Origin of the sequence: Telluria aromaticivorans, assembly GCF_013003915.1 — a bacterium.
GTDB lineage: Bacteria > Pseudomonadota > Gammaproteobacteria > Burkholderiales > Burkholderiaceae_D > Telluria > Telluria aromaticivorans.
This window is the reverse complement of the sequence record NZ_JABAIV010000001.1, coordinates 666,445-690,569: the sequence shown is the minus strand read 5'-3', so window position 1 is coordinate 690,569 and position 24,125 is coordinate 666,445. Positions and strand designations below refer to the sequence as shown.

Annotated in this window: 20 protein-coding genes and 2 pseudogenes; 12 read left to right on the top strand and 10 right to left on the bottom strand. The window is 68.3% G+C overall.

What is annotated here, in order from left to right; all coding sequences use genetic code 11:
- Window positions 1-211: 211 nt before the first annotated feature.
- On the bottom strand, window positions 212-1,204 hold the full coding sequence (locus HGB41_RS03115; protein ID WP_171080973.1) for an MFS transporter: 993 nt from the start codon (window positions 1,202-1,204) through the stop codon (window positions 212-214).
- Here HGB41_RS03115 and HGB41_RS03110 point away from each other — a divergent pair.
- From HGB41_RS03110 to HGB41_RS23700, 6 genes and pseudogenes are all read left to right on the top strand, one after another.
- Window positions 1,203-1,349 carry a hypothetical protein gene (locus tag HGB41_RS03110; RefSeq protein WP_171080972.1) on the top strand — a complete coding sequence of 49 codons (147 nt, stop codon included), beginning with the start codon at window positions 1,203-1,205 and terminating at the stop codon, window positions 1,347-1,349. The two genes, HGB41_RS03115 and HGB41_RS03110, sit on opposite strands and share 2 nt — an antisense overlap.
- Before the next feature lie 193 nt (window positions 1,350-1,542).
- Window positions 1,543-4,389, top strand: a complete 2,847-nt coding sequence (locus HGB41_RS03105) for an ATP-binding protein (RefSeq protein ID WP_171080970.1) — start codon at window positions 1,543-1,545, stop codon at window positions 4,387-4,389.
- A 6-nt stretch (window positions 4,390-4,395) separates the two neighbouring features.
- Window positions 4,396-7,182 carry an ATP-binding protein gene (locus HGB41_RS03100; protein WP_171080967.1) on the top strand — a complete coding sequence of 929 codons (2,787 nt, stop codon included), beginning with the start codon at window positions 4,396-4,398 and terminating at the stop codon, window positions 7,180-7,182.
- A 102-nt stretch (window positions 7,183-7,284) separates the two neighbouring features.
- Complete coding sequence (locus HGB41_RS03095) at window positions 7,285-10,140, top strand: ATP-binding protein (protein ID WP_171080965.1); 2,856 nt, start codon at window positions 7,285-7,287, stop codon at window positions 10,138-10,140.
- Between the two features lie 51 nt (window positions 10,141-10,191).
- Window positions 10,192-12,200: pseudogene (locus HGB41_RS03090) on the top strand (TonB-dependent receptor).
- Window positions 12,173-12,376: a TonB-dependent receptor gene (locus HGB41_RS23700; protein WP_171080961.1), complete on the top strand. Its 204-nt coding sequence runs from the start codon at window positions 12,173-12,175 to the stop codon at window positions 12,374-12,376. Before HGB41_RS03090 ends, HGB41_RS23700 begins: the two are co-directional and overlap by 28 nt.
- Window positions 12,377-12,419: 43 nt before the next feature.
- On the opposite strand, the gene HGB41_RS03075 is transcribed toward HGB41_RS23700, so the two are convergent.
- Window positions 12,420-12,971 (bottom strand): cysteine hydrolase family protein, encoded by a 552-nt coding sequence (locus tag HGB41_RS03075; RefSeq protein ID WP_229422696.1) that lies wholly within the window; start codon window positions 12,969-12,971, stop codon window positions 12,420-12,422.
- A 51-nt stretch (window positions 12,972-13,022) separates the two neighbouring features.
- Entirely contained in the window at window positions 13,023-13,772 is a 750-nt protein-coding gene (locus HGB41_RS03070) for a hypothetical protein (protein WP_171080959.1), read from the bottom strand.
- Between the two features lie 216 nt (window positions 13,773-13,988).
- On the opposite strand from HGB41_RS03070, the gene HGB41_RS03065 reads away from it, so the two are divergent.
- The 4 genes from HGB41_RS03065 to HGB41_RS03050 all read left to right on the top strand — a co-directional run bounded on the left by HGB41_RS03065 (window position 13,989) and on the right by HGB41_RS03050 (window position 18,288).
- A complete protein-coding gene (locus HGB41_RS03065; RefSeq protein WP_171080957.1) occupies window positions 13,989-14,693 on the top strand; it encodes an SDR family oxidoreductase in 705 nt (234 codons plus the stop codon).
- A gap of 39 nt (window positions 14,694-14,732) precedes the next feature.
- Entirely contained in the window at window positions 14,733-15,692 is a 960-nt protein-coding gene (locus HGB41_RS03060; protein ID WP_171080955.1) for an alpha/beta fold hydrolase, read from the top strand.
- Window positions 15,693-15,710: 18 nt separating this feature from the next.
- Window positions 15,711-17,345 (top strand): sensor domain-containing diguanylate cyclase, encoded by a 1,635-nt coding sequence (locus HGB41_RS03055; RefSeq protein WP_171080953.1) that lies wholly within the window; start codon window positions 15,711-15,713, stop codon window positions 17,343-17,345.
- Window positions 17,346-17,436: 91 nt separating this feature from the next.
- A complete protein-coding gene (locus tag HGB41_RS03050; RefSeq protein WP_212760800.1) occupies window positions 17,437-18,288 on the top strand; it encodes an alpha/beta fold hydrolase in 852 nt (283 codons plus the stop codon).
- Here the strand turns inward: HGB41_RS03050 and HGB41_RS03045 are convergent.
- Window positions 18,285-19,238 carry a LysR family transcriptional regulator gene (locus tag HGB41_RS03045; RefSeq protein ID WP_212760799.1) on the bottom strand — a complete coding sequence of 318 codons (954 nt, stop codon included), beginning with the start codon at window positions 19,236-19,238 and terminating at the stop codon, window positions 18,285-18,287. The genes HGB41_RS03050 and HGB41_RS03045 overlap by 4 nt on opposite strands.
- A 159-nt stretch (window positions 19,239-19,397) precedes the next feature.
- On the opposite strand from HGB41_RS03045, the gene HGB41_RS03040 reads away from it, so the two are divergent.
- On the top strand, window positions 19,398-19,778 hold the full coding sequence (locus tag HGB41_RS03040; protein ID WP_171080947.1) for a winged helix-turn-helix domain-containing protein: 381 nt from the start codon (window positions 19,398-19,400) through the stop codon (window positions 19,776-19,778).
- A gap of 31 nt (window positions 19,779-19,809) precedes the next feature.
- Window positions 19,810-20,145: a winged helix-turn-helix domain-containing protein gene (locus HGB41_RS03035; protein ID WP_171080945.1), complete on the top strand. Its 336-nt coding sequence runs from the start codon at window positions 19,810-19,812 to the stop codon at window positions 20,143-20,145.
- Window positions 20,146-20,148: 3 nt separating this feature from the next.
- Here the strand turns inward: HGB41_RS03035 and HGB41_RS23920 are convergent.
- From HGB41_RS23920 to wrbA, 6 genes and pseudogenes are all read right to left on the bottom strand, one after another.
- Window positions 20,149-20,459: pseudogene (locus HGB41_RS23920) on the bottom strand (glutamine amidotransferase-related protein); the annotation flags it as partial.
- Complete coding sequence (locus HGB41_RS03025; RefSeq protein WP_171080943.1) at window positions 20,456-21,043, bottom strand: cytochrome b; 588 nt, start codon at window positions 21,041-21,043, stop codon at window positions 20,456-20,458. The pseudogene HGB41_RS23920 and the gene HGB41_RS03025, both read right to left, overlap by 4 nt.
- 83 nt (window positions 21,044-21,126) lie before the next feature.
- The gene (locus tag HGB41_RS03020; RefSeq protein ID WP_171080941.1) at window positions 21,127-21,693 is read right to left on the bottom strand and encodes a YceI family protein; all 567 of its coding nucleotides are present in this window, start codon (window positions 21,691-21,693) and stop codon (window positions 21,127-21,129) included.
- A gap of 149 nt (window positions 21,694-21,842) precedes the next feature.
- Complete coding sequence (locus tag HGB41_RS03015) at window positions 21,843-22,481, bottom strand: cysteine hydrolase family protein (RefSeq protein ID WP_171080939.1); 639 nt, start codon at window positions 22,479-22,481, stop codon at window positions 21,843-21,845.
- Window positions 22,482-22,648: 167 nt separating this feature from the next.
- The gene (locus HGB41_RS03010) at window positions 22,649-23,275 is read right to left on the bottom strand and encodes a response regulator (protein WP_171080937.1); all 627 of its coding nucleotides are present in this window, start codon (window positions 23,273-23,275) and stop codon (window positions 22,649-22,651) included.
- Window positions 23,276-23,521: 246 nt separating this feature from the next.
- Window positions 23,522-24,121, bottom strand: a complete 600-nt coding sequence (gene wrbA, locus HGB41_RS03005) for an NAD(P)H:quinone oxidoreductase (RefSeq protein WP_171080935.1) — start codon at window positions 24,119-24,121, stop codon at window positions 23,522-23,524.
- Window positions 24,122-24,125 lie beyond the last annotated feature (4 nt).

Here is a 24,125-nt window from a genome sequence, read left to right as displayed (position 1 = left end):
ACCGCAACGCGCAGCGCGGCCGTCCAGGGGGGGCGGCGAACAGCAATGCCAGACTGGCCCCGATGCTGGCCGCAATCACCGCATACATCGCATGGGCGCCTCCGCTGGCCAGCAAGGGCAGCAGCAGCATCGGGGCGCAAGCGGCGCCGACCCGGTTGCAGGCCCAGGCGCCGGACACCGCGCTGGCCCGTGTTTCGGTGGGAAAGAGCTCCTACGCATACAGGGTCAGGACGGACACCGAGATCATCGAGAACATCAGGAAACCGAAGCTGCCGAGCGCCAGCAGCACCGGCGAACTGGCGGCGATGAACAGGTAGCCCAGGAGGCAGGTGGCGATGCCGCACGTGGCCAGTGCAAGGCGGCGTCCGGTGCGGTCGATGACGAAGGACCCGAGCAGGTTCCCGACCAGGGCGCCGAGCGTGGACAGGCCGATGTAGAAGAGGGTATCGGTCAGGCGGAAGCCGCGCTGGGCGAGGATCGCACCCGTCAGCAGCGGAAACGCGATCGCCGACCAGGGCGAGAGGAAGAACAGTGCGGCGACCAGCAGCCAGCGGCGCCAGGCTGCAAGCGTGCCATCGCCGGCGCCAGGCGCTCCTGCGGACTGGCGTTCCGGCACGGCTGCGGAGAGCACCGGCGGGGCTGCGGCGAGGCGCTCGCACTGCTCCCAGGCTTCGGCGTCGCGGCCGCGCACCGCCAGCCAGCGTGGCGACTCCGGCAGGCGGTTGAACAGCACCCCGACCGCGGCGCAGGCAAGGGCCCCGGCGATGAAGCCCCAGCGCCAGGCCTCGATGCCGTAAGGCTGGAGCGGAACCAGGGCGCGCACCATGAAGGTGCCGAGCAGCGGTCCCAGCGAGGAAATGGCGACGGTCAGGAACAGCATCCGCCCGCGATGTGCGGCGGGCAGCAGGTCGGTCAGGTAGGCGACCATCAGCGGCGGATACGCACCCAGGGCGAGGCCGGACAGGGCCCGCCATGCGCTCAGTTCGCCGACGTCGCGGCTGGCGGCCGCACCCACCGACGTGACCGCCATGAACAGCATCAGCGCGATCAGCATCCGGCGGCGGCCACTACGGTCGGCCAGCCAGCCGGACAGCGGCGCACCGATGGCAGCCCCGACGTAGACAGCCGCCAGCAGCAGGGACAGGCGGTCCGGCGCCGTCGCGTAGGGTGGCGAGGCAAACACTGCCGCGAGCGTACTGCCCATGGTGATCTCGAAGGCATCGACGGCAAAGCCTGGTGGCGCACAGGGCGACCGCCAGGCAGTGCAGGCGCGTGACCGGCATTCCGTCGAGCCGCTGGCCGACCATCATGGCGACCCGGGCGCGTTCCATAGATCCTCCTTGTCGTGAGGTGCCATGGTAGCGCTCCTTCGGCCCGGCCGGCTCCACGTCTGCATATCTTTCACAACATTTAACACGCCGTCTCCGCGGCCCGGGCCGCGGCCCGGTCGCTTCCTGGCGCATACTGCAAGTGTCGGAAAACAGACGAAGAACCGCGCCGGGTGGAGCTTCCATGCCGGCCGCGCTGCATAGGGGGGAGGACGTGGCAGGCAGTCAAATGGACGGCAAGCAGCAGGTCATGGTGTTCGGGCCTTTCCGTCTGCTGCGCCATACCCGGCAGTTGTGCCATGGCGCGGCCCCGGTCCGGCTTGGAGGGCGTGCCATCGACCTGCTGTCGGTGCTCGTCGAGCGTGCGGGGCAGGTCGTCAGCCGCGCCGAACTCGAGCGGCTGGTATGGCCCGGCTTGCTGGTCGAGGATAGCTGTCTGCGGGTACACATTGCTGCGTTGCGCAAGGCCCTGGGCGACGACGCTGGCGAGTCGCGCTACATCGCCAATGTTCCCGGTCGCGGCTACAGTTTCGTGGCTGTCGTGGCTACAGTCAGCGAGGACGATGGCGGCCCTCCCTTTGATCGCCAGAACGCCCCGCGCCCCTTACCTTTGCGCATGACGACCACCATCGGGCGCGAAGAGGCCATGCGCCAGCTGTGCCAACAGCTGGCGCACTGCCGGCTCACCACGATCGTCGGCCACGGCGGCATCGGCAAGACCACCCTGGCCCTGGCCACCGCCGCCGGCCTGGAGCACGACTATGCCGACGGCGCCTGCTTTGTCGACCTCGCCCAGCTCGGCAGCGGCGGGCTGGTTCCCGATGCGCTGGCGTCCACGCTGCGCATCGCGGTGCCGGGGGAAAGCGTGATGCTGACCCTGGAGCGCTGGCTGGCCCCGCGCCGCATGCTGATCGTATTCGACAATTGCGAGCACCTGATCGAAGCCGCCACCCGCCTGATCGAATGGATCCTGCGGGTCGCGCCCTGTGTCGATGTGGTGGCGACGAGCCGCGAACCGCTCGATGCGGAAGGCGAGTGGGTGCACCGCCTCGAACCGCTGGAATGCCCGCCCGACGACCCCGCCCTGAGCGTCGAACAGGCGCTCGCCTATCCAGCCCTGCGCCTGTTGGCGGAGCGCGCCGAAGCCAGCATGGAATCCTTCCGGCTCGGCACTGCGGAGCTGCCGGCCGCCATCCAGCTGTGCCGGCGCCTGGATGGCGTGCCGCTGGCGCTGGAGTTCGCTGCGGCGCGCATCGGCCTGCTCGGGGTTCATGGCGTGGTGGAGCAGCTCGACGACCGCCTGCGGCTGCTGGGCAGCGGCCGGCGCACCGTGCTTCCGCGGCATCGCACCCTGCGTGCCTTGCTGGACTGGAGTTACGACCTGCTGAGTCCGTCAGAACAAGCGGTGTTCCGCGCCTGCGCCGTGTTCAGCGGGCCGTTCGCACTCGAGTCCGCGGTGGCGGTGGCGGCGTGCGATGCGATCGACGGCGCGGAAGTCGTGCGCTGCGTGCTCGGCCTCGTGGCGAAGTCGCTGATCATGACGGACACGCGCGGTCCGGACGGCTATTTCGCCGTGCTCGGCATTACCCGCGCCTATGCGGCCGAGCGGCTCGACGAGGACCCGACGCGGGCCGAGGTGGCTCGCCGCCATGCCGCCCTTACCCTCGCATTGATGGACGAATGCGAGGCATCATGGGAAACTCTGGACCAGTCGATCTGGATCGAACGGGCCGGCTACGTGGTCGGCAACGTCAGGTCCGCGCTCGACTGGGCTTTCGGCCCCGGCGGCGACCGCGAGATCGGCGTGCGCCTGACCGCCACCTCGACCCTGCTGCTGTCCGGAATCGTCAGCGAGCCGGAGATGTGCCGCTACGCCTCGCGCGCCCTGGACGCGGCGGCCGGCGGCGTCGCCATTGATCCGCTCGACGAGGTGCGCCTGCAGTCCGTGCTCTCGATCGCCGCCATTCCCGGCGACGCGGACGGCCGGGGGCCGGGCTCGGTGGCTGACTGGTCCAGTTTCGAACGCGCCATCGAACATGGCGAACGCAGCGGCAAGCCCCTGGTCCTGATCGAGGCGCTGTACAACACCTTCGCCCGCTGTTTCGGCGCCGCCGCCTACCGGCAGGCGGATGCCCATGCGGCACGCATGTTCGAGGTCGCGGGCCAGGCCGGCAACCCGCGCGCGCTGCTGGTCGCCAGGCGCATGCGTGCCCTGACCTGGCACATGCTGGGGGAGCATGGCCGTGCGAGCAGCCTGGCCGAGGAGGTGCTGGGTGCACGGGTCTGGAAATTGCCCTTGCGCCTGACCAGCCCGATGGACCGGGGCGTCTCGATGCGCATCGTGCTGGCGCGTGCGATGTGGATGCAGGGACATGGCGAGAAGGCGGCGGCGATCGCCCAGGAATGCATCGAGCGGGCCGCCAAGGATCGCGCGCCGTTCTCCCAGGCCAACGCGCTGGCGGTCTGCGCCATCCCGGTCGCCCTCTGGCGCGGCGACGATGCCGGCGCGCGCGCCCTGGTCGCGCAGCTGACCAACCACACCGACCGGCATGCGATGAGCTACTGGAGCGCCTGGGCCCAGCTGTATCGCCGCGTCATGATCGCTAGGTACAGCCAGCCGGAAGACCTGTCGGGGATCGCGCTCGGGCTGGACGCCAAGCAGTCCGACCATTTCGCCACGTTTGCCTCCAGCCTCGTGACCGAGCGCGCCGTAATGCGCTGCCAGCAAGGCCTGGTCGGCTGGTGCGCGGCCGAGGTGCTGCGCGCCAGCGGCGAGCAGGTCCTCGCCCGCGCCGCGGGCAAGGATGGCATGCGGCCGCAGGGCGCGCACGAGGCCGGCGCCGCTGCGCAGGCGGAAGAGCTGTTCCTGCGTGGCCTGGCGCTGGCCCGCCAGCAGGAAGCCCGCGCCTGGGAACTGCGCTGCGCCACCAGCCTGGGGCGCCTGTGGCGGGCACGTGGGCAGGAACGGCAGATCGCGGCCCTGCTCGAGCCAATCGTGGCCGCCTATCACGAAGACCTCGCCAGCGCCGACCTGCGCGCGGCCCTCCAACTACTGGGGTGAACTGTCATGGCGACTGCAACCGGTGCGGGAAAGGCAAACCCGCTGCCTGCCGCGCGAGATGAAGCAGGGGGCCTGGCGATCGGCCCCTTCGTCCTCGAGCCCGAAAGCGCGGGCGCAAGCTACAGCGGGACGCGGCTGCCGCTGACGCGCAGCGAGTTCCTGCTGTTCCAGGTACTGGTCGAGCATGGAGGGACTGTGGCGGGCGAGCGCCTGTTGCTGGCTCGCTGCCGCGATGCCGCCGGCCCCCGCGGCCTGTTCGACCAGGTCGCCGCGCTCAACTGTGCGCTGGCCCGGCATGCACCCGAGCTGTTCGCGATCCAGGTCGGGAAGGGTTACATGCTGGTGCTGCCGCCGGAGCCTCGTTCCGAAGTCGGGCCGCGCCAGCTGATCGGCCGCGAGGCTGCGCTGGCCACCGTCGACGGCATGCTGGCCGGCCATCGCTTCGTGTCGATCGTCGGCCCAGGCGGCATCGGCAAGACCAGCGTCGCCCGCGCCTTGCTGCCCGGCCTGGACCAGCGTTACCCTGACGGCATCCTGACGCTCGACCTGGCCGCCATGTTCGATCCGGGCCAGCTGCTGCCGGCGATGGCGCAGGCGCTGGGCGTGCGGAGCGTCGTCGGCGGCCCGGACGCTGACCTGGCCGGGCGCTTCGCTTCGCTGCTGGCCGGCCGCAGCCTGCTGGTACTGCTCGACAGCTGCGAACACATGATCGAGGCCGCCGGCCAGATGGCCGAGATGCTGCTGGCGGCGGCGCCGGGCGTATCCGTGCTGGTGACCAGCCGCGAGCCGCTGCGTGCGGACGGCGAACGAGTGTACCGCCTCGAGCCGATGGGCCTGCCATCCCCAAGGACAGTGGACGTGGGCAGCGCGCTGTCGGCGCCGGCGGTCAGGTTGTTCGTCGCCCACGCCTTTGGCGCGCGCGGACTGGAGCAGGAGGACGTCGCGGCGGTCACTGCCCTGTGCCGCGACCTCGACGGCCTGCCGCTCGCGCTGGAATTGGCCGCCGCCATGGCGCCCGGCATCGGCTTGGTTGAACTGGCTTCGCAGGCCGGACGGCGCCTGCTCGACGGCGGCGCCGCGCCCATGGGCGCGCGCGGCCGCCACCTGAGCCTGGGCGCCATGCTGGCCTGGAGCTACGATATCCTGTCCGACGACGAGAAGACGGTGTTCCGCCGGCTGTCGGTATTCAGGGGCGGCTTCACTTTGGAGGCGGCCGCCGCGATCGCCGCCGACGCCAGGCTGGACGGCTGCAGCGTCAAGGAGATCGTGATCGGCCTGATGACCAAATCCCTGGTCAGCGCCGCGCGAGAAGCGGACGGGCGCCACCGCCTGCTCGATACCACGCGCGCCTATGCCGCGCGCCTGCACGAGGAGGACGCCGACCGGCTGCTGGTCCTGTCCCGTCATGCCGACTTTCTGTGCGGACTGCTCGAGGAAGCGCAAGTAGCGTGGCTCCACATGCCGCGCCGTCCCTGGCTGGCCCAGTACGCTCCCTGGCTCGACGATGTCCGCGCTGCGCTCGACTGGGCCTACTCCGGCCAGGAAAGCGGCATCGTCGGCGCCCGTCTGACCGTGCTGAGCTTTCCCTTGGCCGACCAGGCTGGAGCGGTCCTCGAGTTCAGCCGTCACGTGCGCCAGGGCCTCGCCGTGCTGGCGCGGGTGGACAACCCGCCCCCGCTCCTGCGCATGAGCCTCGCGTGTCACGCCAGGGACAACATCGACGAACCCTTCGGCGACGAGATCGTCACCATGTCCCAACTCGACGAAGGCATCCGCGAGGCGGAGCTGGCCGGCAATCCGCAATCCATCGTGGCGCCCTTGATGGGCTACTGGTGTTTCTGCTTCAGCACCGCCAAATTTTCTCGTGCGCTCGAGACAGCCTATCGCCTGGACGCGGCGGCGCGCCGGATGGACGACCCGACGCTGGTACTGATCGGCAAGAAGACCAGCGCGCAGTCGCTGCACTACATGGGCAGGCATGAGGAAGCCATGGCGGCGGCGGCGGAGGCCATGGCGCTAAGTTGGCGCAAGATCCCGCTGAACTATTCCTCGGCCCCGCTCGAGATTGGTACCGCGATGCGCCTCCTGATGTCGCGCCTCCTCTGGATGAGAGGCGATTTCGGCCGCGCGTCCGACCTGTGCGCCCAGGCATGCCTCGAAGCACAGGACGACCGGCCGACGGCGCTCTGCCATGCCTATGCATTGGCCGCGATTCCGATTGCCCTATGGAACCGCGACTTCGCTTCATGCGACGCGCTGCTGGCGACGCTCGAGGACCACGTGCGCCGCTACTCCATCGGCCTGTGGCAGACCTGGGCCCGGAATTACCGCGAGGTGCTGGAGCTTGTGGCGACCGCCGATGCAAGTGCCGGACCGGAGCGTTTCGCAGAAGTGGCGGCCAGGGTCGCGGCAAGCAGCAGCATGCAGTCCGACCACATGGCCAGCTTCGATCCGCGCATGCTGACGGCCAAGGCGGAGGAGCGGGCGCACGAAGGCGCGGTGGGATGGTGCGTCCCAGAAACCTTGCGCGCTCAGGCCGAGGCCTTGCTTTCCTGTGGAAACAAGGATGCCCTGCAGTCGGCGGCGGTGCTGCTGGCCCGGGCACGCAGCCTGGCGCACGAACAGGGCGCACTGCTGTGGGAGCTGCGCAGCGCCTGCAGCCAGGTCCGGCTTGCGCAACGTCTTGGCCGAACAGGCGCCTCCGTGGCGGAATTGGGCGGGGTGCTTGCTCGTTTCCCTGAGGGCCCCGATGTCGCCGACCTGCGCCTTGCACGCGCCTTGCTGCGCTCCTGAGCCGCAGGAGCGCCCGCCATCGCGTTCACAACTTTAAACGCAGGCGCCGGCCGCGCCGCCTATGATGGAAAAGACGATAACAATCACGCGGGAGAGATAAAGATGGGCATGCGCGATGCGGCGGCGGGGCCTTTCCAGCAGCCTGAAGCCGAGCCGGCCTGCATATTGATCCAGTTCGGTCCTTTCGAACTGTGGCCGGAACTGCGGGAGTTGCGGCGCGACGGCGCGCGTGTCCCGCTGAGCGGGCGCGCCTTCAAGCTGCTGGCGCTGCTGGTCGAGCGTGCAGGCCAGGTGGTCGGACGCGGAGAACTGGTCTCTCACCTTTGGCCGGATGGAGACGTCGAGGAAAGCAGTCTGCGAGCCCATGTCGCCGGCCTGCGCAAGGCCCTCGGGGAGAACCGCTACATCCTCAATGTGCTGGGCCGCGGCTATACCTTCGTAGGGCACTGCCGGCGCCACGTGGATGCCGGACAAGCGCCGCGGGCCGCCGCGCGTGCGGCGCCGGCTCCTTTACCTGTCGGCACCGGCCCGGTACTCGGGCGCGACGATGCGATAGCGCTACTGTGCGGACAGGTGCGGCGCAGGCGCATGGTCTCGATCGTCGGCGCAGGGGGGATGGGCAAGAGCACGGTGGCACGGGTCGTGGCCGCCGCCGTGGCAGGCGAATTCGACGGTAACGTTTGTCTGGTCGACCTTGCGCAGGCCGCAACCGGTACGGAGGCGGTGGCTGCGCTCGCGGCTGGCCTCAGGATCGCGGAGGCCGGCGGGAACGCGCCGCGCGAGCCGGAATCCGCAGTCTTCGCATCGTTGGCGAATGCCCGGCTGCTGGTCGTAATGGACAACTGCGGACACCTGGCGGATGCGGTTGCCGTGTTCGCCGAGCGCCTGCTCGCCGAGGCGTGCGCGGTTCATCTGCTCGTCACCAGCCGCGAATCACTGTGTCTGCAGGAGGAATGGGTCTACCGACTTGCGCCGCTTGGAACTGCGGATGCGCCTGGAGCGCCTCCGGGAGGGCGGCAGGCGCCGGCGGAAACGCTGTTCGTGCAGCGGGCATCGGCCGCCGGCTTGCGGCTGGACCGGGGCGACAATGTCCGGATTGCCAGGCTGTGCCGCCAGCTGGACGGCAACCCCCTGGCGATCGAACTGGCCGCAGCCCGGGCCGGCGTGCTGGGTCTCGACGGCGTCGAGAATGGACTCGACTGCCTGTTCGCGCCGGCAGGGCCCGCAGATGCCGGGGATCCGCGCCACCGCACATTCGAGACGATGCTCGACTGGAGCGTCGAACTACTCGCGCCGCATGAGCGTACGGTACTCCAGCGGCTGGCCGTCTTCCGCGCCGGATTCACGCTGGAGGACGCGGCCGAGGTCTGCGCCTGTACGCAGGTCGGCCCGGCGCTGGTGGTCGAGGGCATTCTGGCGCTTAGCGCCAAGTCGCTCGTAAACGTCGAGCCGGAGAGCGTGCCGCCGCACTACAGGCTGGCGAACACGACGCGCATGTATGCGCAGCGACGGCTGATGCGCACGCCGGAAGCGCCTGCACTGCGGCGCAGCCACGCCAGGAATCTCCATGCATTGTGCGTGCGGGCCAATGCCGATATCGTGCGACTTCCGGTCGGCGAGTGGAGGCTACGTTACGCCGCGACGGTCGAGGACCTCGAGGCCGTACTCGACTGGGCCTTCTCGCCTTGCGGGGACGCCGCGCTGGGTGTCGAACTGGTGGCGGCCGCATGCTTCGTGATGGTGGAGGCGGGCCGGGGCGATGAGCACCGCCATCAGGTGCTGCGCGCCTTGCGTGCCCTGGAACGGCTGGCGCCGTGCGACGCGGCGCTCGAGCTGCGCTTGCTGACCGCGCTAACGCTGCTGGATTCCCATTTCGCCGGCGACGAGAGCCAGGAAAATGCCGCGTGGGCACGCGCGAGGCTGCTCGAGCTGGTGGACCGGATCGGCCCCGGCGAAGATGCCGTGATCGGGGTGCAGGCGATCGCCGGTTGGGGCCTGGGCCAGGGGCGCTATCCGCTGGTATTGCAGATGGCGGAACGGATCGGGGAATGCGCCGCACGGACCGCGGAACCGGCGGCGGCGGTGCTGGCGAGCCGTGTACACGCCCAGGCGCTACATTTCCTCGGGCGCCACGAGGCGGCGCTGGCCCTGGCGCAGGCTACGCTCGACAACGCGCCGCCGCGCCGCAACGTTCCTTACCTGACGAAAGTCCCCTTGCCGGTATCGATGGGCGTGCTCAAGGCGAGGATCCTGTGGATCCGCAGCCTGTCCGACCAGGCGGTTCGGGCGGCGGACGAGGCGCTGGCGCAGGCCGAGGGACAGCACCCGCATGCGCTGTGCATGGCGCTGGGCATGGCGGCGATCCCGGTCGCGGTCTGGCGCGGCGATGTCGGCCGCACCGCCATGCTTATAGAGCGCTTCATCGCCACGTCCGAGCGCTGGGGCGCCGCTTTCTGGACACCATGGCGCGACAGCTTCCGGCGCATGCTGGAACCGGGCCCGGCCTGGCCTGAACATGCTGCGCCGACGTCGAACCACGTGCTTTGCGACATGCTGGCGACCTTCGATCCCGCGCTGGCCGTTCCCGATTGCCTGCGCCGCGTGCGCGAAGGCGAGGTCGCATGGAATGCACCCGAGGTGCTGCGCGCGGCCGGCCTGCGGCTGCTGCGTGGCGGCGCGCAGGCAGAGGCCGGGGAACTGTTCCTGGAAGCGCGCGCGCTCGCCCGGCACCAGGGCGCCCTCGGCTGGGAGCTGCGCCTGGCGCTCTCCCTGGCCGAACTGTGGGCCGGCACCGGACGCGACGAGGAGGCGCGGCAGGCACTGGCAAGGCTGCTGGCGCGCTTCGAGGAAGGCGCGGAAACGGCCGACCTGGCCCGGGCCCGGGCGCTGCTGGCGTCCGCACCGAAGCGGACCGAGCCCGTCGCGCTGTGGTGTGCCAGCCTGCTCGATACCGGCTGAAGCGCCGGCATTCACAAGTCTTCACATCCGGCGCGGCGCCGGTCGGCCAGCATGTTGCTTCCCGACCAACTGCTTTCGGATACCATGGTCACCAAGAATGCCCACTGCCGAACCAGGCGACAAGTCGGCGCGGCCGTGCTCCTGGCCTGCGCCGCGCCGGCGCCGGCCGTCCTGGCCCAGTCCATCCCGGAGGTGGTGATCAGCGCCGAGCTCTTCACCACCCTGGCCCGCACCACGCCGGTCTCGGTCGGGGTAATCGAAGCGCGCGAAGTGGAGGCCAAGGGTATCGTGGATCTGCAGGGACTGGTCGGAGTCATCGCCGGCGTGTCCGTGCCGAACGGTTTCTCGAACATGCCGCAGGCGGTGACGATCCGGGGCGTCGGCGGCTCGCTGCCGGCCATGAACCAGGCGGTCGGGATCTACCTCGACGACGTGCCGCTGTTGCGCGGCTACGCGAACGCACTGTGGGATTTTCCGGACATCGAGCGCATCGAGGTGCTGCGCGGTCCCCAGGGCACCCTGTACGGCCAGAATTCCTCGGCCGGCGCCGTCAAGTTCGTGACCCGGGCGCCCACCCCCGAGCGCCAGGCCTGGTTCTCCCTGGCGGCAGGCAACCGCGGCGCGCGCGACATGCGCGGCTACGTCAACGGCGCGCTCGGCCCCGGCCTGTCGGCCAGCCTGGGCTTGTCGCGCCGCACGAACGACGGCTTCGGCTACAACGCCACCCGCGGCGAGCGCGTGAACCAGCTCGACGTGGCCCAGTTCCAGGCAAAACTGCGCTGGTCCGGAACGCCCGGACTCGACGTCGTGCTGGCGGTCGACGGGGTCGGCGACCGCTCGGATACCCATACGCTGAACTATCCCCTCAACCATCCGCGCGCGGCGCCGCGGGTGAATTTCACGCCGGCAGGACCGGGCGCCCTCGAACGGCTCGGCGGCGGCGGCTCGCTGCGCATCGTCAAGCAGCTCGGCAGTGGGCTCGAGCTGCGCGCGATCACGGGCTACCGGCGCTACCGGGACGATCCTTCCATCGCCGATTTCGGCGGACTCGAGATCTCGCGGATGGTGATCAGCCAGGTCGTCGCGCAGAAGGCATTCTCGCAGGAGCTGCAGCTGCAGGGCAGGGGCGGGAAGCTGGACTGGACCGCGGGCCTGATGCTGGTGCGCGACCAGTTCGATTTCCGGCGCTTCACGGCGGTCCAGCCGCCGGGCGCACCCGCACCCGTCTACAGCGATGCCCAGAGCGCGCAGCGCACGCGCGAACTCGGCGCCTACGCCCAGGGCCGCTACAAGCTGGGCGCGGCCGGCGGTGTCACGCTGGGATTGCGCGGCTACAAGACCCGCCAGACCGGCAGCAACGAATTCTGGCGCGCGAACAGTGCCGGGACGCGGGTGGCGAACGTCTATCTTGCCCCGGGCCTGGAGGCCGAAAGCTCCGGCGTCCTTCCGCGCATCGCCCTCGACCACCAGTGGTCCCAGGCGACCTACCTGTACGCCAGCTACGCGCGCGGAGAGAAATTCGGCGGCTTCAACCGGGCCGCCGAATCGCAGGCGTCGGCGCAGCAGCCGAGCAATCCGGAACGGGCGGCGACGCTCGAAGCGGGCTCAAGGGCCGCTACGCCGACGGCAGGCTGAGTTTTGCCCTGGCGCTGTTCAACAACGACTACGATGACTACCTCGCCGCACTGACCGGCACCCGCATCAACGGCGTGCAGGTCAACGATTCTGTGTTGATCAATGCGGCGCAGGCGCGCAGCTACGGCGCCGACCTCGAGCTGGGCCTGGCGCTGGCCGAGCGCACCCGCTGGACGTTGACGCTCGAAGCCCTGCGCTCGCGGTTCGACGACTTCGTCAACCCGAGCGGCGCGAGTGCGGGCAACTTCGTCGGCAACGAACTGCCGAATGCACCGCGGCTCAGCTCCGGTACCAGCCTGGTCCATCAGCAGCCGCTGGCGAACGGCGCGGTGCTCGCCCTCGACCTGTCGGCCAGTTACATGCGCAGGCATTTTTCGGAAGTGTCGAACAATGCGCCTTGGCGATTCCCAGCCAAAACTACCTGAACGCCTCGATGGTTTACCGCAGTCCCTCGCGCAAGTGGAGCCTCTCGCTGCGCGCCCGCAACCTGCTGGACAAAGCCTACCCGACCCTGAGGACGCGGATCGCACCGCTCGGCATCGACTCGGCGTACTACAATCCGCCCCGGACCATTCTCCTGAGCCTGCGCTACGACCTGTGAGGGCGGGCCGCCTTGGCTTGGCGGCGGCCCGTCCCCATCGCCGTCAGTGCATCACCAGCTCGTCTGTCGAACGCATGTCGGCATAGGCGAAGCCAAGCGCCGACATGAAGGCCGCGTGGGCGTGCGCGGCCGGCACCTTCACCCCGTTGAACTCGAGGTCGCGCGAAGCGCAGGCATCGTGCGCCACCGTCACCTTGAAGCCGAAGTCGTTGGCGGCGCGGGTACAGGCGTCGACGCACATATGGCTCATGGCGCCGCAGATCAGTACCTCCTCCACGTGTTCTCCCTCCAGCAGCGACAGCAGCTGTGTGTCGCGGAAGGAGTTGATGTGGTGTTTCAGGACCACTGGCTCGCCCTCGGACGGCGCGGCGGACGGGTGGATCGCCGCGCCGGGCGAGCCGGGCGCGAAGAACGGCGCATCCGCACCGGCGAACTCGTGTCGAATGTGGACCACCGGCATATCCTTCTGGCGGGCATGCCGCAGCAGCCGGCCCACGTTGGCGGCCGCTGCGTCCATTCCCGCCAGCTCCCATTTTCCAACGGGGAAATAGTCGTTCTGTACGTCGATCACAATCAAGGCTTGCTTGCTCATCATGGCTCCTTCGGGTGGTGAGATGTCGCGCCGCCGGCGGCGGTGCAAACGTTGTTACTGGTTGACCTTCCCCGGCAGCGTCAGCTTGCCGGAGGCGACCTTGAACACGTCCGCCACGCACAGCAGCGGATTGTGGACACTGGCGTTCACACGCAGCGCGGCGGTCACGCCGTCGAAGGACGCGCCCTCGACGGCGCCGATGTCGTCGAACGGCACCCGCACCTCCAGCGACTGTCCCTTGAAGACCGGGCTCCAGGCCGGACTGTCGATCAGGATAGGCAGCCCGGGCCAGGTCTTGGGCAGGCGCGGCTTGGTCCCGGGCGGGATGTCGACGACCTTGAGCGCATCCTTGCCACAGGCATCGTCCTTCGTCAGGACCACCCAGTGCGAGTGCCACAGGTTGCCGTCGTTGGCGCGGTCGCCGTCGCCGTTTTCGTCGTACAGCGGGGTGTCGTCGAAGTCCGGGTGGGACGTGACCGCGAAGGCGAGGATGCCGCTCTTCTGCTCGAAACCGACGACATAGGGATCGATCGTGGTGGGCCAGACGTAGGAAAACACGGCGCTGCCGCCCAGCTTGCCGACCTTGGTGGGGTAGGACTTGCCGGCCTTGCCGGACACCGCGACGTGGAACACGGCCACGTTCCCTTCGGTCGTGATCTTGGTGTGGAACAAATCGAAATCGGCCTTTACCCCCTTGGCGGCGGGCGTCAGGATGCCGCCCTTTTGGCCTTCGTGGGCCGCCGCCGTGGTGGAGATGGCGGCTGCGGCAGCCAGGACGATGCTGTGGATCGTGTGCGCTTTCATGGGTTCTCCTGTGATGGACCACGCCGGTCAGGTGTCCAGGAAAAGCTTACCCCGGGCCCCGGCTGCCGGATGTGAAGAACTGTGAGGAGATGTTGGTCCCTGCAAGCCGAATCACTCGGCTTCACAAGGATTCACTTACCGGCGCCCGGCGCGCACCCTAGTATCGGAACTCAGGCCGGCAACCGTTTCCGGTCATGCGATCGAAGGGAGGCTGCGATGAAGATCAAGGATGCGGTAGTACTGGTGACTGGGGCAAACCGCGGACTCGGCCGGGCATGGTCCCGGCTGCTGGCGGAGGCGGGGGCGCGCAAGGTATATGCCTGCGCCCGGGATCCCGGCAGCGTCGACCTGCCGGGCGCGGTTCCGGTCGAACTCGACATCACCCGGCCGGAACAGGTGCGCCGTGCTGCGCGGGAATGCGGGGACACCACCATCCTCGTCAATAACGCCGGCATCGTCAGGGGCGGCGCACTGTTCGGCGGGGAGGCCGTTCCCAACCTGCGCCAGGAACTGGACACCAACCTGTTCGGCACCCTGGCCATGTGCGAAGCCTTCGCGCCGGTGCTGCGGGCAAACGGCGGGGGCGTCATCGTCAACGTGCTGTCGGTCCTGAGCTGGATCAGCATTCCCGGCGGTGAAACCTATGCGATGTCCAAGGCAGCCACCTGGTCGATGACGAACGGCGTGCGCAACGCCCTGCGTTCGCAGGCTACCCAGGTGCTCGGCCTGCATGTCGGATTCATGGACACCGACATGACTGCCGGGATCGACGGTCCGAAGGCGTCGCCCGAAGACGTGGTCCGCCAGGCGATCGTGGCGATCGAGGCCGGCCGCGAGGAAGTGCTGGCCGATACGCTGACCCGCCAGGTGAAGCGTGAGCTGTCGGCGGAGCATGGCGTCTACCTGCAGGCGCCGGCCTGACCACCGCCATCACCTATTCGTATAGACAGGGAGAACACCATGCAGAACGAAACGGATATGCTTGCCAGCCCGATGCGACGCCAGCTGATCGCCGGCGGCGCCCTTGCCATGACCCTGCCGGCGCTGACGCTCGGCGGATGCGCGGCGCCTGTGCCCGGCAGCGCCAGGCGGGAGGCGGCAAGCATGACGACAAGAGACGGCGTGTCGATCTACTACAAGGACTGGGGCGCCGGCCAGCCGATCGTGTTCTCGCACGGCTGGCCGCTCAGTTCGGACAGCTGGGAATCGCAGATGATCTTCTTCGCCGACCAGGGCTACCGCTGCATCGCCCACGACCGCCGCGGCCACGGCCGCTCCAGCCAGCCATGGGACGGCAACGACATGGACCATTACGCCGACGACCTGGCCCAGCTGCTCGCGCACCTGGACGTGAAGAACGCCGTGCTGTTCGGCTTTTCCACCGGCGGCGGCGAAGTGGCGCGCTACATCGGCCGCCACGGTACGGGGCGGGTGGCCAGGGCCGGGCTGATCTCGGCCGTGCCGCCGCTGATGGTCAAGACCGAAAGCAACCCCGGCGGCCTGCCCATGTCCGTCTTCGACGGCATCCGCGCCGGCCAGCTCGCCAACCGCTCCCAGCTCTACCTGGACATCCCGAGCGGTCCGTTCTTCGGCTTCAACCGCCCCGGCGCCAAGGTGTCGCAGGGCCTGATCCAGTCCTGGTGGATGCAGGGCATGATGGGCGGACACAAGAACACCTACGACTCGATCAAGGCATTCTCGGAAACGGATTTCCGCGACGACCTCAGGAAGTTCACCATCCCGACCCTGATCATCCACGGCGACGACGACCAGATCGTGCCGATCGACGCGGCAGGCCGCGCCTCGGCCAAGCTGATTCCGCATGCGAAGCTGATCGTCTACCCGGGGGCGCCGCACGGCCTGACCGATACCCACAAGGACAAGGTCAACGCCGACATGCTGGCCTTCGTCAGGGCCTGAGCTGCTCGGGCAAGCGCCATGGAATTCCCGGCCACCAGCGCGACCCTGTTGTTCCGGATCACCCGGCTGGTGGTGCTGCTCGCACTGGCATCGGCGGCGCTGGTAGCCTTCGCCGTGCTGCGTCCCCTGGAGGCGCACATGAAGGCCGGCGTGGGCGGGCAGGAGTTCGCCATGCTGAAGGCCGCTGCCGCCTCGCTTGATTCCCAGCTCGCTGCCAAGCAGTCCCTCCTGCGCACCGCCGCCGCGCGTATCGCGGCGGAACAGGACCGCGCTAGCGTCTTGGGAAAAAGCCTCGTGGAATGGGGGGAACTGAAGGGGGAGTTTGCCGATGTGATGCTGCTCGACGGCGCCGGCAAGGTACTGGCCAGGCTTGACGGTTCATCGTCGATCGGCACTGTCGCTGCCGGCGTCCGGGATCAACTGCGGGCGCTGTTCCGCGAACGCAAAGGAATGCTGGCGCCGCTGCCGTTCGGAGCAGAGGCGCGGCAAGCGGCACTGCTGGTGATGGAGCCGGTACGGGACGCCGCAGGGCAGGTGCGCTATGCCCTGGCAGGCAGCATTGCGCCGGACGATGCGCGCATCGGCGGTCAGCTTGCTGCCCTTTCCCTCGGCAGAAGCGGCTATTTCTTCATCGTCGACGCCAGCGGCACCATCGTCCACCACCCGGACAAGCGCCGCCTCATGACGCGGGCACTGCACGACCCTCGCGTGGCCTCGCCCACCGCGACTGCGCCGGCCGGCTTCGAAGGATGGCGCGAAGGCAGGAGCGAGCGCGGCGAGCCGGCGCTGCTCGCCTTCAAGCGGCTGAGCGGGCTGCCGTGGACCGTCGCTGCCGTCCATCCGGTAGAGGACGCCTACGCGGGTGTCCACGCAGCGAAGACCGGCGCCTTGGTCGCGGCGGCGCTGGTCGCCATCGCCGCCGGCAGTGTGGGCCTGGCGGCGGCCGTGCGCATCCTGCGTCCGCTGGATGAGCTCTACTGCCGGGTGTGCGACATCGAAGCCGGCGCGGCGGATATTGCAGTGCTCGACGTACGGCGGCTGGACGAGGTCGGGGCGCTAAGCCAGGCCTTCTTGTCACTGTCCCGGCAACGTGAGGCTGCCGAGGCCAAGCTGGCCCGGTTGGCCTTCACCGACGCCCTGACCGGCATCGCCAACCGCCGCATGCTCGAAGACGTGCTGGCCTGTGCGATCGCGCGCAGCCGCCGCGCCGGCCAGGTCGTGGCGGTTGCCTACCTCGACATCGACCGCTTCAAGTCGATCAACGACACGATGGGACACCAGGCCGGCGACGCCGTGCTGGTCGAATTCGCTGCGCGGCTGAAGACCGCGGTACGCGCGCACGACACCGTGGCCAGGCTCGCCGGCGACGAGTTCATGGTCGTGTTCGATGGCATCTCGGTCGTCGCCGAGGTGGAGGAAGCCGCGAAACGCATCCTTGCCTGCATCGAGGTGCCGTTCACCCATGGTGGGCGGAGCTTCCCGGTCACGAGCAGCATCGGAATCGCCCTCCGGCCGCCGCATGGCAGCCATGGTTCGGCCGAGCTGATCGGCCGTGCCGATGCCGCGCTGTACCGGGCCAAGAAGGATGGGCGCAACCGCTATGCCGTCGATGCGGGACCGGAGATTGCATTATCAATGCGCTTAATGCACTGAATTCCAACAATCAATTTGATTGATATGGGCCGGACACCTAATCTGTCCTCATGTGCTGCCCCTCCGCAGCCACTCATCGAAAGGAACCATCATGGCAATCTACCAGGCAGACCAGGCAGCCACCAGTTTCGTCACCGTCAAGGGTGACAGCATCGCCTACCGCAAGATCGGCAGCGGCAGCCCGTTGCTGCTGACTAACCGCCTGCGCGGCACGCTCGATACCTGGGATCCGCTGTTCCTGGAAGCGCTCGCGGCCGAGCACACCGTCATCACTTTCGACTATCCCGGCGTCGGCTACTCGGGCGGCGAACTGCCGACCGAGCTGGAAGCGCTCGGCCAGCTGGTGATCGGCTTTGCCGACGCCGTGGGCCTTGACCGCTTCGCCATCGGCGGCTGGTCCTGGGGCGGCATCGTGGCGCAGCTGATCGTCACCGACCATCCGGAGCGCCTGACGCACGCGATCATCATGGGGGCGAACCCGCCGGGCAAGAACGACATACCCATGCAGCAAGCCTTCCTGGACAGCGCCTTGAAACCGGTCAACGACCTCGCCGACGAGGAGGTGCTGTTCTTTATCCCGGATTCGCCGCGCAGCGTGGCGGCGGCGCGGGCATCGCACGATCGCATCTATGCCCGCCCGGGTGTCACCGAGAAGATCCCGTCGACCATGCCCGAGTTCATGCGCTACTTCAAGGCGGTCGAAGGCTTCCGCACCGACGAAGAAGACCGCCGCGGCGCGCTGGCGCGCAGCAGCGTCCCGATCCTGCTGCTGTGCGGCGACCACGACATCAGCGCGGCTGCGGGGAACTGGTTCCCGATGATCGGCGCATTCCCGCGCGCTCAGCTGCTGGTGCTGGGCGACGCCGGCCACGCTCCCCAGCACGAGTACCCGGAGCTGGCGGCCCGGTACATCAAGACTTTCGTGCGCTTCGACGCACGCTAGCCCGGGGAGCGCAGCACCGTCAGCCCGGCCACCGCCTCCGCGACCAGCGTGCGGAACCACAGGTGGCCGGGGTCGTTGTCATGACGCACATGCCAGAGCTGGGACAACTCGACCGAGGGCAGCTCGAACGGCAGGGGACTGACGGCCAGGCCGAGGCGCGCGGCGTAGGCATGGGCGGCGGCGGCCGGCAGGGTCGCGAAGGACGCAAACGTTCGCAGCACGAAGGGCAGGGTCGTGAAACGCGCGCTGGACAGCGCCACCCGCCGCGACATGCCGTGGCGGGCCAGCGCTTCGTCCACCAGGCCCGTCGAATCGCCGCTGAACGAGGCGAGCAGGTGCGGATAGCGCGGGTAATCCTCGAGCGACACCGGGGATGCCACCGGTACCAGGCGCGGGTCGAACAGGCAGGCGAAGTGTTCCTGGTAGAGCGCCTGGCGGCGCAGCCAGCCGGGATGCTCACCGAAGTCGGCGATCGCCAGTTCGATCGCGCCGCTGTCGAGCAGTTCGGCGGCGCTGGTCCGGTCGGCCGGGCGCAGCGCCACGCGCATGCCGCTCCCAGCCTGTTCCATGCGGGCCAGCAGGGCAGGCGCGAGCGTCACCTCGCCGACGTCGAATAGCCCGAGGGTGAAGCAACGCTCGCTGCCCGCGGGGTCGAACACGAGATCCCTGAACAGGGTCTCGCTCAAGCCCTCCAGTATCGGCTTGAGCGACTCGGCCAGGGCCAGCGCACGCACGGTCGGCGCCCTGCCGGCAGGGGTGCGCACGAACAGCTCGTCGCCGGTGAAGACGCGCAGCCTGGACAGGGCCGCGCTGACGGCCGGCTGGCCGAGGTAGAGGCGCTGCGCCGCCTTGGTCACGCTGCGCTCGCGCAGCAGGGCGGTGAAGACCAGCAGCAGGTTGAGGTCGAGCCGACGGAACTCGGGTTCGTGAATGTCGATGATGCGGCCCATTCTAGCGCAGCATGCCGCCGCCTCCGCCCAAGATTCCGGCTACCCCCTTTCGAGCCTGCCGCGAGTCCGGCCGGTGCGCTAAGCTGATGTTGGAGCCCCGGTCGGTGCGGGCACTTCCCGCCGGCCGGCGACGCGCCACTGTTCAAATGGAGAAGAATCATGGCAAGCGACATGCACGCCCGGGAAACCTACGCATTCCTGGATTTCGAGCTGGCGCCCGCACGGCGCCAGCTGCTGAAGGGCGACCGTCCGCTGGCGATCGGCGGCCGCGCGTTCGACCTGCTGGCACTGTTCGCCAGCCGGCCTGGCGAAGTATTGGGTCCCGAGACCCTGATGCGGGGCGCATGGCCCGGCGCCGTGGTCGAAGAGGTCAACCTGAGGGTCCAGGTGGCCGCCTTGCGCCGCCTGCTGCACGGCGCCGGCGAACAGCCCTGCATCGCCACCGTTCCCGGGCGCGGCTACTGCTTTACTGCCCGGGTGCAGCGGCTCGCGCCCATGCCGCTCCTGGCGAGCCGCGAGCCCGCGCCGGCGGTGGCATGAGGCCCATGTTTGATCCATGGGGAGCGCCGGCATGGGCCTGAACCCACAGCAGTTGCTGGCCTTCGGCCGCTTCCGGCTCGACACGAGCCGTGGGCTGCTCTACCGCGACGGAGCCCCGGTGACGCTGGGAAGCCGTGCGCGCGTGCTGCTGGTGTTGCTGGTGGAGCGCGCCGGTGAGGTACTCAGCCACCGCGAGCTGGAGCGCGCGGTTTGGCCGCGGGCCGTCGACGGCAGCAACCTGCGCGCCCAGGTTATCCGCCTGCGCCGGGCGCTCGACGACGGCGAGGAAGGCCGTCGCTATATCGCCAACGTTGCCAGGCGTGGTTACAGTTTCGTCGGCGAGGTCGAGCGGGTGTCCATGGGGTGAGCGCGAGACCCGGCCGGCAGGTGTCAGGTCCAGGGAGGCAAAGCCGATCTCCTTGCTGTCCATCGGATATACACAAGCGCCAAGGGCGCGCGCAATCAGCTGCGCTCCGAGGCAGATGCCCAGCAGGGGGCGTCCGCTGGCGAGGCGGGCACCTACCAGCGCCAGTTCGTCGCGCAGGAAACCTGGGCTGCCGGCAGCGGTTCGACGGCGGGGTCAAGATAGCGCACGTCGTAGCCGCGCTGCCCGGGCAGCAGGGCCAGCGTGTCCAGGTCTTCGAAGTGAACATGGAGAATGACCAGTGCGGTCTTGTTCACGATTGCTCCCTTCCGCCGGCCGCTTTGCGGGCCGGCAGCATGCTCGTGAGTACGCCGTCACGGTCATGGAAGTGATGTTTCAGGGCGGCCGCGGCGTGCCCCAGCACCAGCAGGCCGATACTCCACGACAGCCATTGGTGGACCATCTTGGCCAGGCCGTAGTATTCGGGCGCGGGCGCCACCAGCGGCGGCAGCTTGACCAGGCCGAGCATCATGATCGGCTTGTCGGCCACGGAACTCCACATCCAGCCCGACAGCGGCAGCGCCACCAGCGCGAGCGCGTACAGCGCGATGTGCGCCTGGTGAGCTGCGCGCCGCAGCGCCGGCGACATGGAAGCGGGCAGCGCCGGTGCGGGATGCCTCCAGCGCCACACGATGCGAAACACGGTCAGGAAGATCACGGTACTGGCAAGCGCCTTGTGCAGGATGGTCAGCTCGTGGTGGGCATTCAGCGCATCGCGGAAATGCACGGCGATGAAGCCGATGATCCAGGCTGCAATCCAGATCAGGGCCATCACCCAGTGCTGCAGCTTGGACAGGGGGTGGTAGCCGTGGGCGGCGGTCGGGTGGACGGGCGTGTTCATTGTCGTGGGGAGCAAATGGTCGGGACGGCGAGAGCCGCCGATGCCGGGGCCGGGATGGCCCCGCGACATCGACCGGTCTCGGATTACTGCTTGACGGCTTCGACAGCGATGGTCAGGGTCACGTCATCGCCGACGTAGGGGGCGTACTTGCCATTGTTGAAGTCGCTGCGCTTGATCTTGGCAACCGCATTGGCGCCGCAGGCGTCCTTCTTGAGCATTGGGTGCGGCATGCAGTGAAACGAGGTGACCTCGAGGCGTACCGGCTTGGCGGCGCCCTTGATGGTCAAGGTGCCGTCTACCGAGGCCAGCTTGTCGCCGGCAAAATTCAGCTTGCTGGACTTGTAGGTGATCGTTGGATACTTCTTGGTGTCGAAGAAGTCTTCGGCTTGCAGGTGCTCGTTGAAGACCGGGAATCCCGTGTTGACGCTGGTCGTGTCGATGGTAACGTCGATCGAGCCGCTCTTGGCCGCACGGTCGAGGACGATCTTGCCGGTGGTCTTGTCGAAGCGGCTGATCTGGTTCGAATAGCCGAAGTGGCTGTACTCGAAGCGCGGGAAGGTATGGGAACCGTCGATGACATAGGTTTCAGGGGCGGCGAGGGCAGAGCCCGAAATGGCGGCGGCCAGCAGCAGAAGAGCGATTTTTTTCATGATAGGTCCTTGGAGTCGTTAGTCAAGACCCTGTCCTGTAACAGGGTGCTGGGGCAAGGACCGCAGTATGCACGTATTATTGGGCCGGAAAAAACGGAAAATTTACCGCCGTATGTTCGAAATTTTCGATCATGGCATCGCCAGCCCGGCTAGCCGTCGTTTCGCAGGGTGGCGATCTGGGTGAGCAGGACCTCGGTACTGAGCAGCTGGTGGGCGTAGCTGGCGGCATTGATTTCGTGCGCCGCATGCAGGGCCTCGTCGCTGAAGGCGGCCGTCGCGTCGCGCACGAGCGTGACGTGGTAACCGAGTTCCGAAGCATTGCGCCCGGTTCCCTCGATACAGGTGTTGGCGATCAGGCCGACAATGACCACGTGCGTGATGCCCCGCTGGCGCAGTTGCAGGTCGAGGTCGGTATTGGCGAAGCCGCTGCTGGCCCAGTGTTCCTTCGCGATGACGTCCCCAGGCTGGGGAGCGAAATCGGGATGCCATTCGCCGCCCCATTCGCCCTTCTGGAAGACCAGCGCCTTTGCGCTGCTTTCCTGGTAAGGCGTCATATGGTGCCATCCATCGAGATCGTTGTGGTCGTAGCGATGATGGGGAACGATCACTACCGGGATGCCGGCTTCCCGAACAGCCGACAGGATCGCCGAGAGGTTGGCGTGCAGCCTGGCGGCATTCCTGGTCGGTGCGACAAGTGGCCACAACTTTCCGCCGTCGGACAAGAAGTCGTTGTAGGGGTCGACCAATAAGAGTGCGGTTCTACCGGCCGCGAGTTGACGGGTTGCCATGATCTCTCCTGTCTCGGTGAAAGGGGACTGTCTGGAGGCAGTATGGCACCGGGATAGCCTCACGACTTGTTAAATTCCGTGATGAGAAGGCTGCGTGCGCGGGACGTGCGCCGCACGCGGCTGGCCCGGCGCAGGCCAGCTGATGGCCTGGAGCGAATCGCAGCTTCTTAGTCGAGTATGCCGCGCCGCAAGGCGATGACCACTGCGTGAGTACGATCGCTGGCCTGCAGCTTCTGTAGCACGTTACTGAGATAGCTTTTGACGGTTTCTTCCGCGATGCCGAGTTCCTGCGCGACGCTGCGGTTGCCATGCCCCTTTGCCACCAGCGCCAGCACGTCACGCTCGCGCGGGGTGAGTTGCTCCAGTCGCGACGTCTCCAGCAGCGTCGCAAGCTCCGGCGACAGGACCCGGCGCCCCAGGTAGGCCGAACGCACCGTGTCGGCCACGCCGTCACATAGCGTACTCTTGAGTACGTAGCCGCTTGCCCCTGCTTCCAGCGCGCGCTGAACCTGGCCGTCGCCGGCATAGGTGCTCAGGGCCAGGATGCAGGCCTGCGGATCGCTGCGGCGGATGGCCCGGATCGCGTCGACGCCTCCGCAGCGCGGCATTGCCAGGTCCATCAGGGTGACGTCGGGGCGATGCTGTTGGTATTGACTCTGTGCCGCCAGGCCATCGTCCGCCTCGGCCACGACGACGATGTCGGGCGCTTCCTCGAGCACTCCGACGATGCCACGGCGCATGAGCGGATGGTCGTCGACAACCAGGACCCGGATGCGCGCAGCGGCATCGCTCATGGCGCCTCCCTGGCGCTGTCCGGCTTGAATGAGGGAAGTAGGCTGTTCATTGCTGCATCAGCGGATTGGCGTAAGGTGGCACGTGCGGCCGGCTTGGCGCAGCACCGCGGCGGCTGCGCTTTCGGCATTATGCAGGAATGCCCATACAAATCAATCCGCCCGAACGGCGAACGAAAAAGCCTGGCCCTTCCCGCGGGAGGGGCCAGGAAACGCAGATGCGGAAGGCGTCGATGAACCCGGCCGGGCCTAGGCGGAGAGCCGAGAGGCGGTCCGGGCGACCAGCTCGCCCTGATGACGTGCGCCTTCGAGCTCGTTACTGCTCGGCTGGCGCTGTCCCTGCCCCCCGGCGATGGTGCTGGCGCCATAGGGACTGCAGCCGCTGATCTCGTCCAGCGTCATCTGGCCGCCGAAGCTGTAGGGCAGGCCCACGACCACCATCCCGAAGTGCAGCAGGTTGGTGATGATCGAGAACTGTGTCGTTTCCTGTCCGCCGTGCTGGGTCGCGCTCGAGGTGAAGGCTGCGCCCACCTTGCCGTTCAGCGCGCCCCGCGCCCACAGCGCGCCGGTCTGGTCGAGGAAGGCCGCCATCTGCGAGGGCATGCGGCCGTAGCGCGTGGGCGCACCGATGACGATGGCATCGTAGTCCGGCAGCTCCTCGACCGTCGCAAGCGGGGCCTGCTGGTCCAGCTTGAAGTGCCCGCCCCTGGCGACCGATTCCGGCACCGTTTCGGGTACCCGCTTGATGTCGACGCTGGCGCCGGCCAGGCGGGCGCCTTCCGCGACCGCCTGGGCCATCTGTTCGATGTGACCGTAGGTCGAATAATAGAGAACCAGTACCTTCGTCATGTCC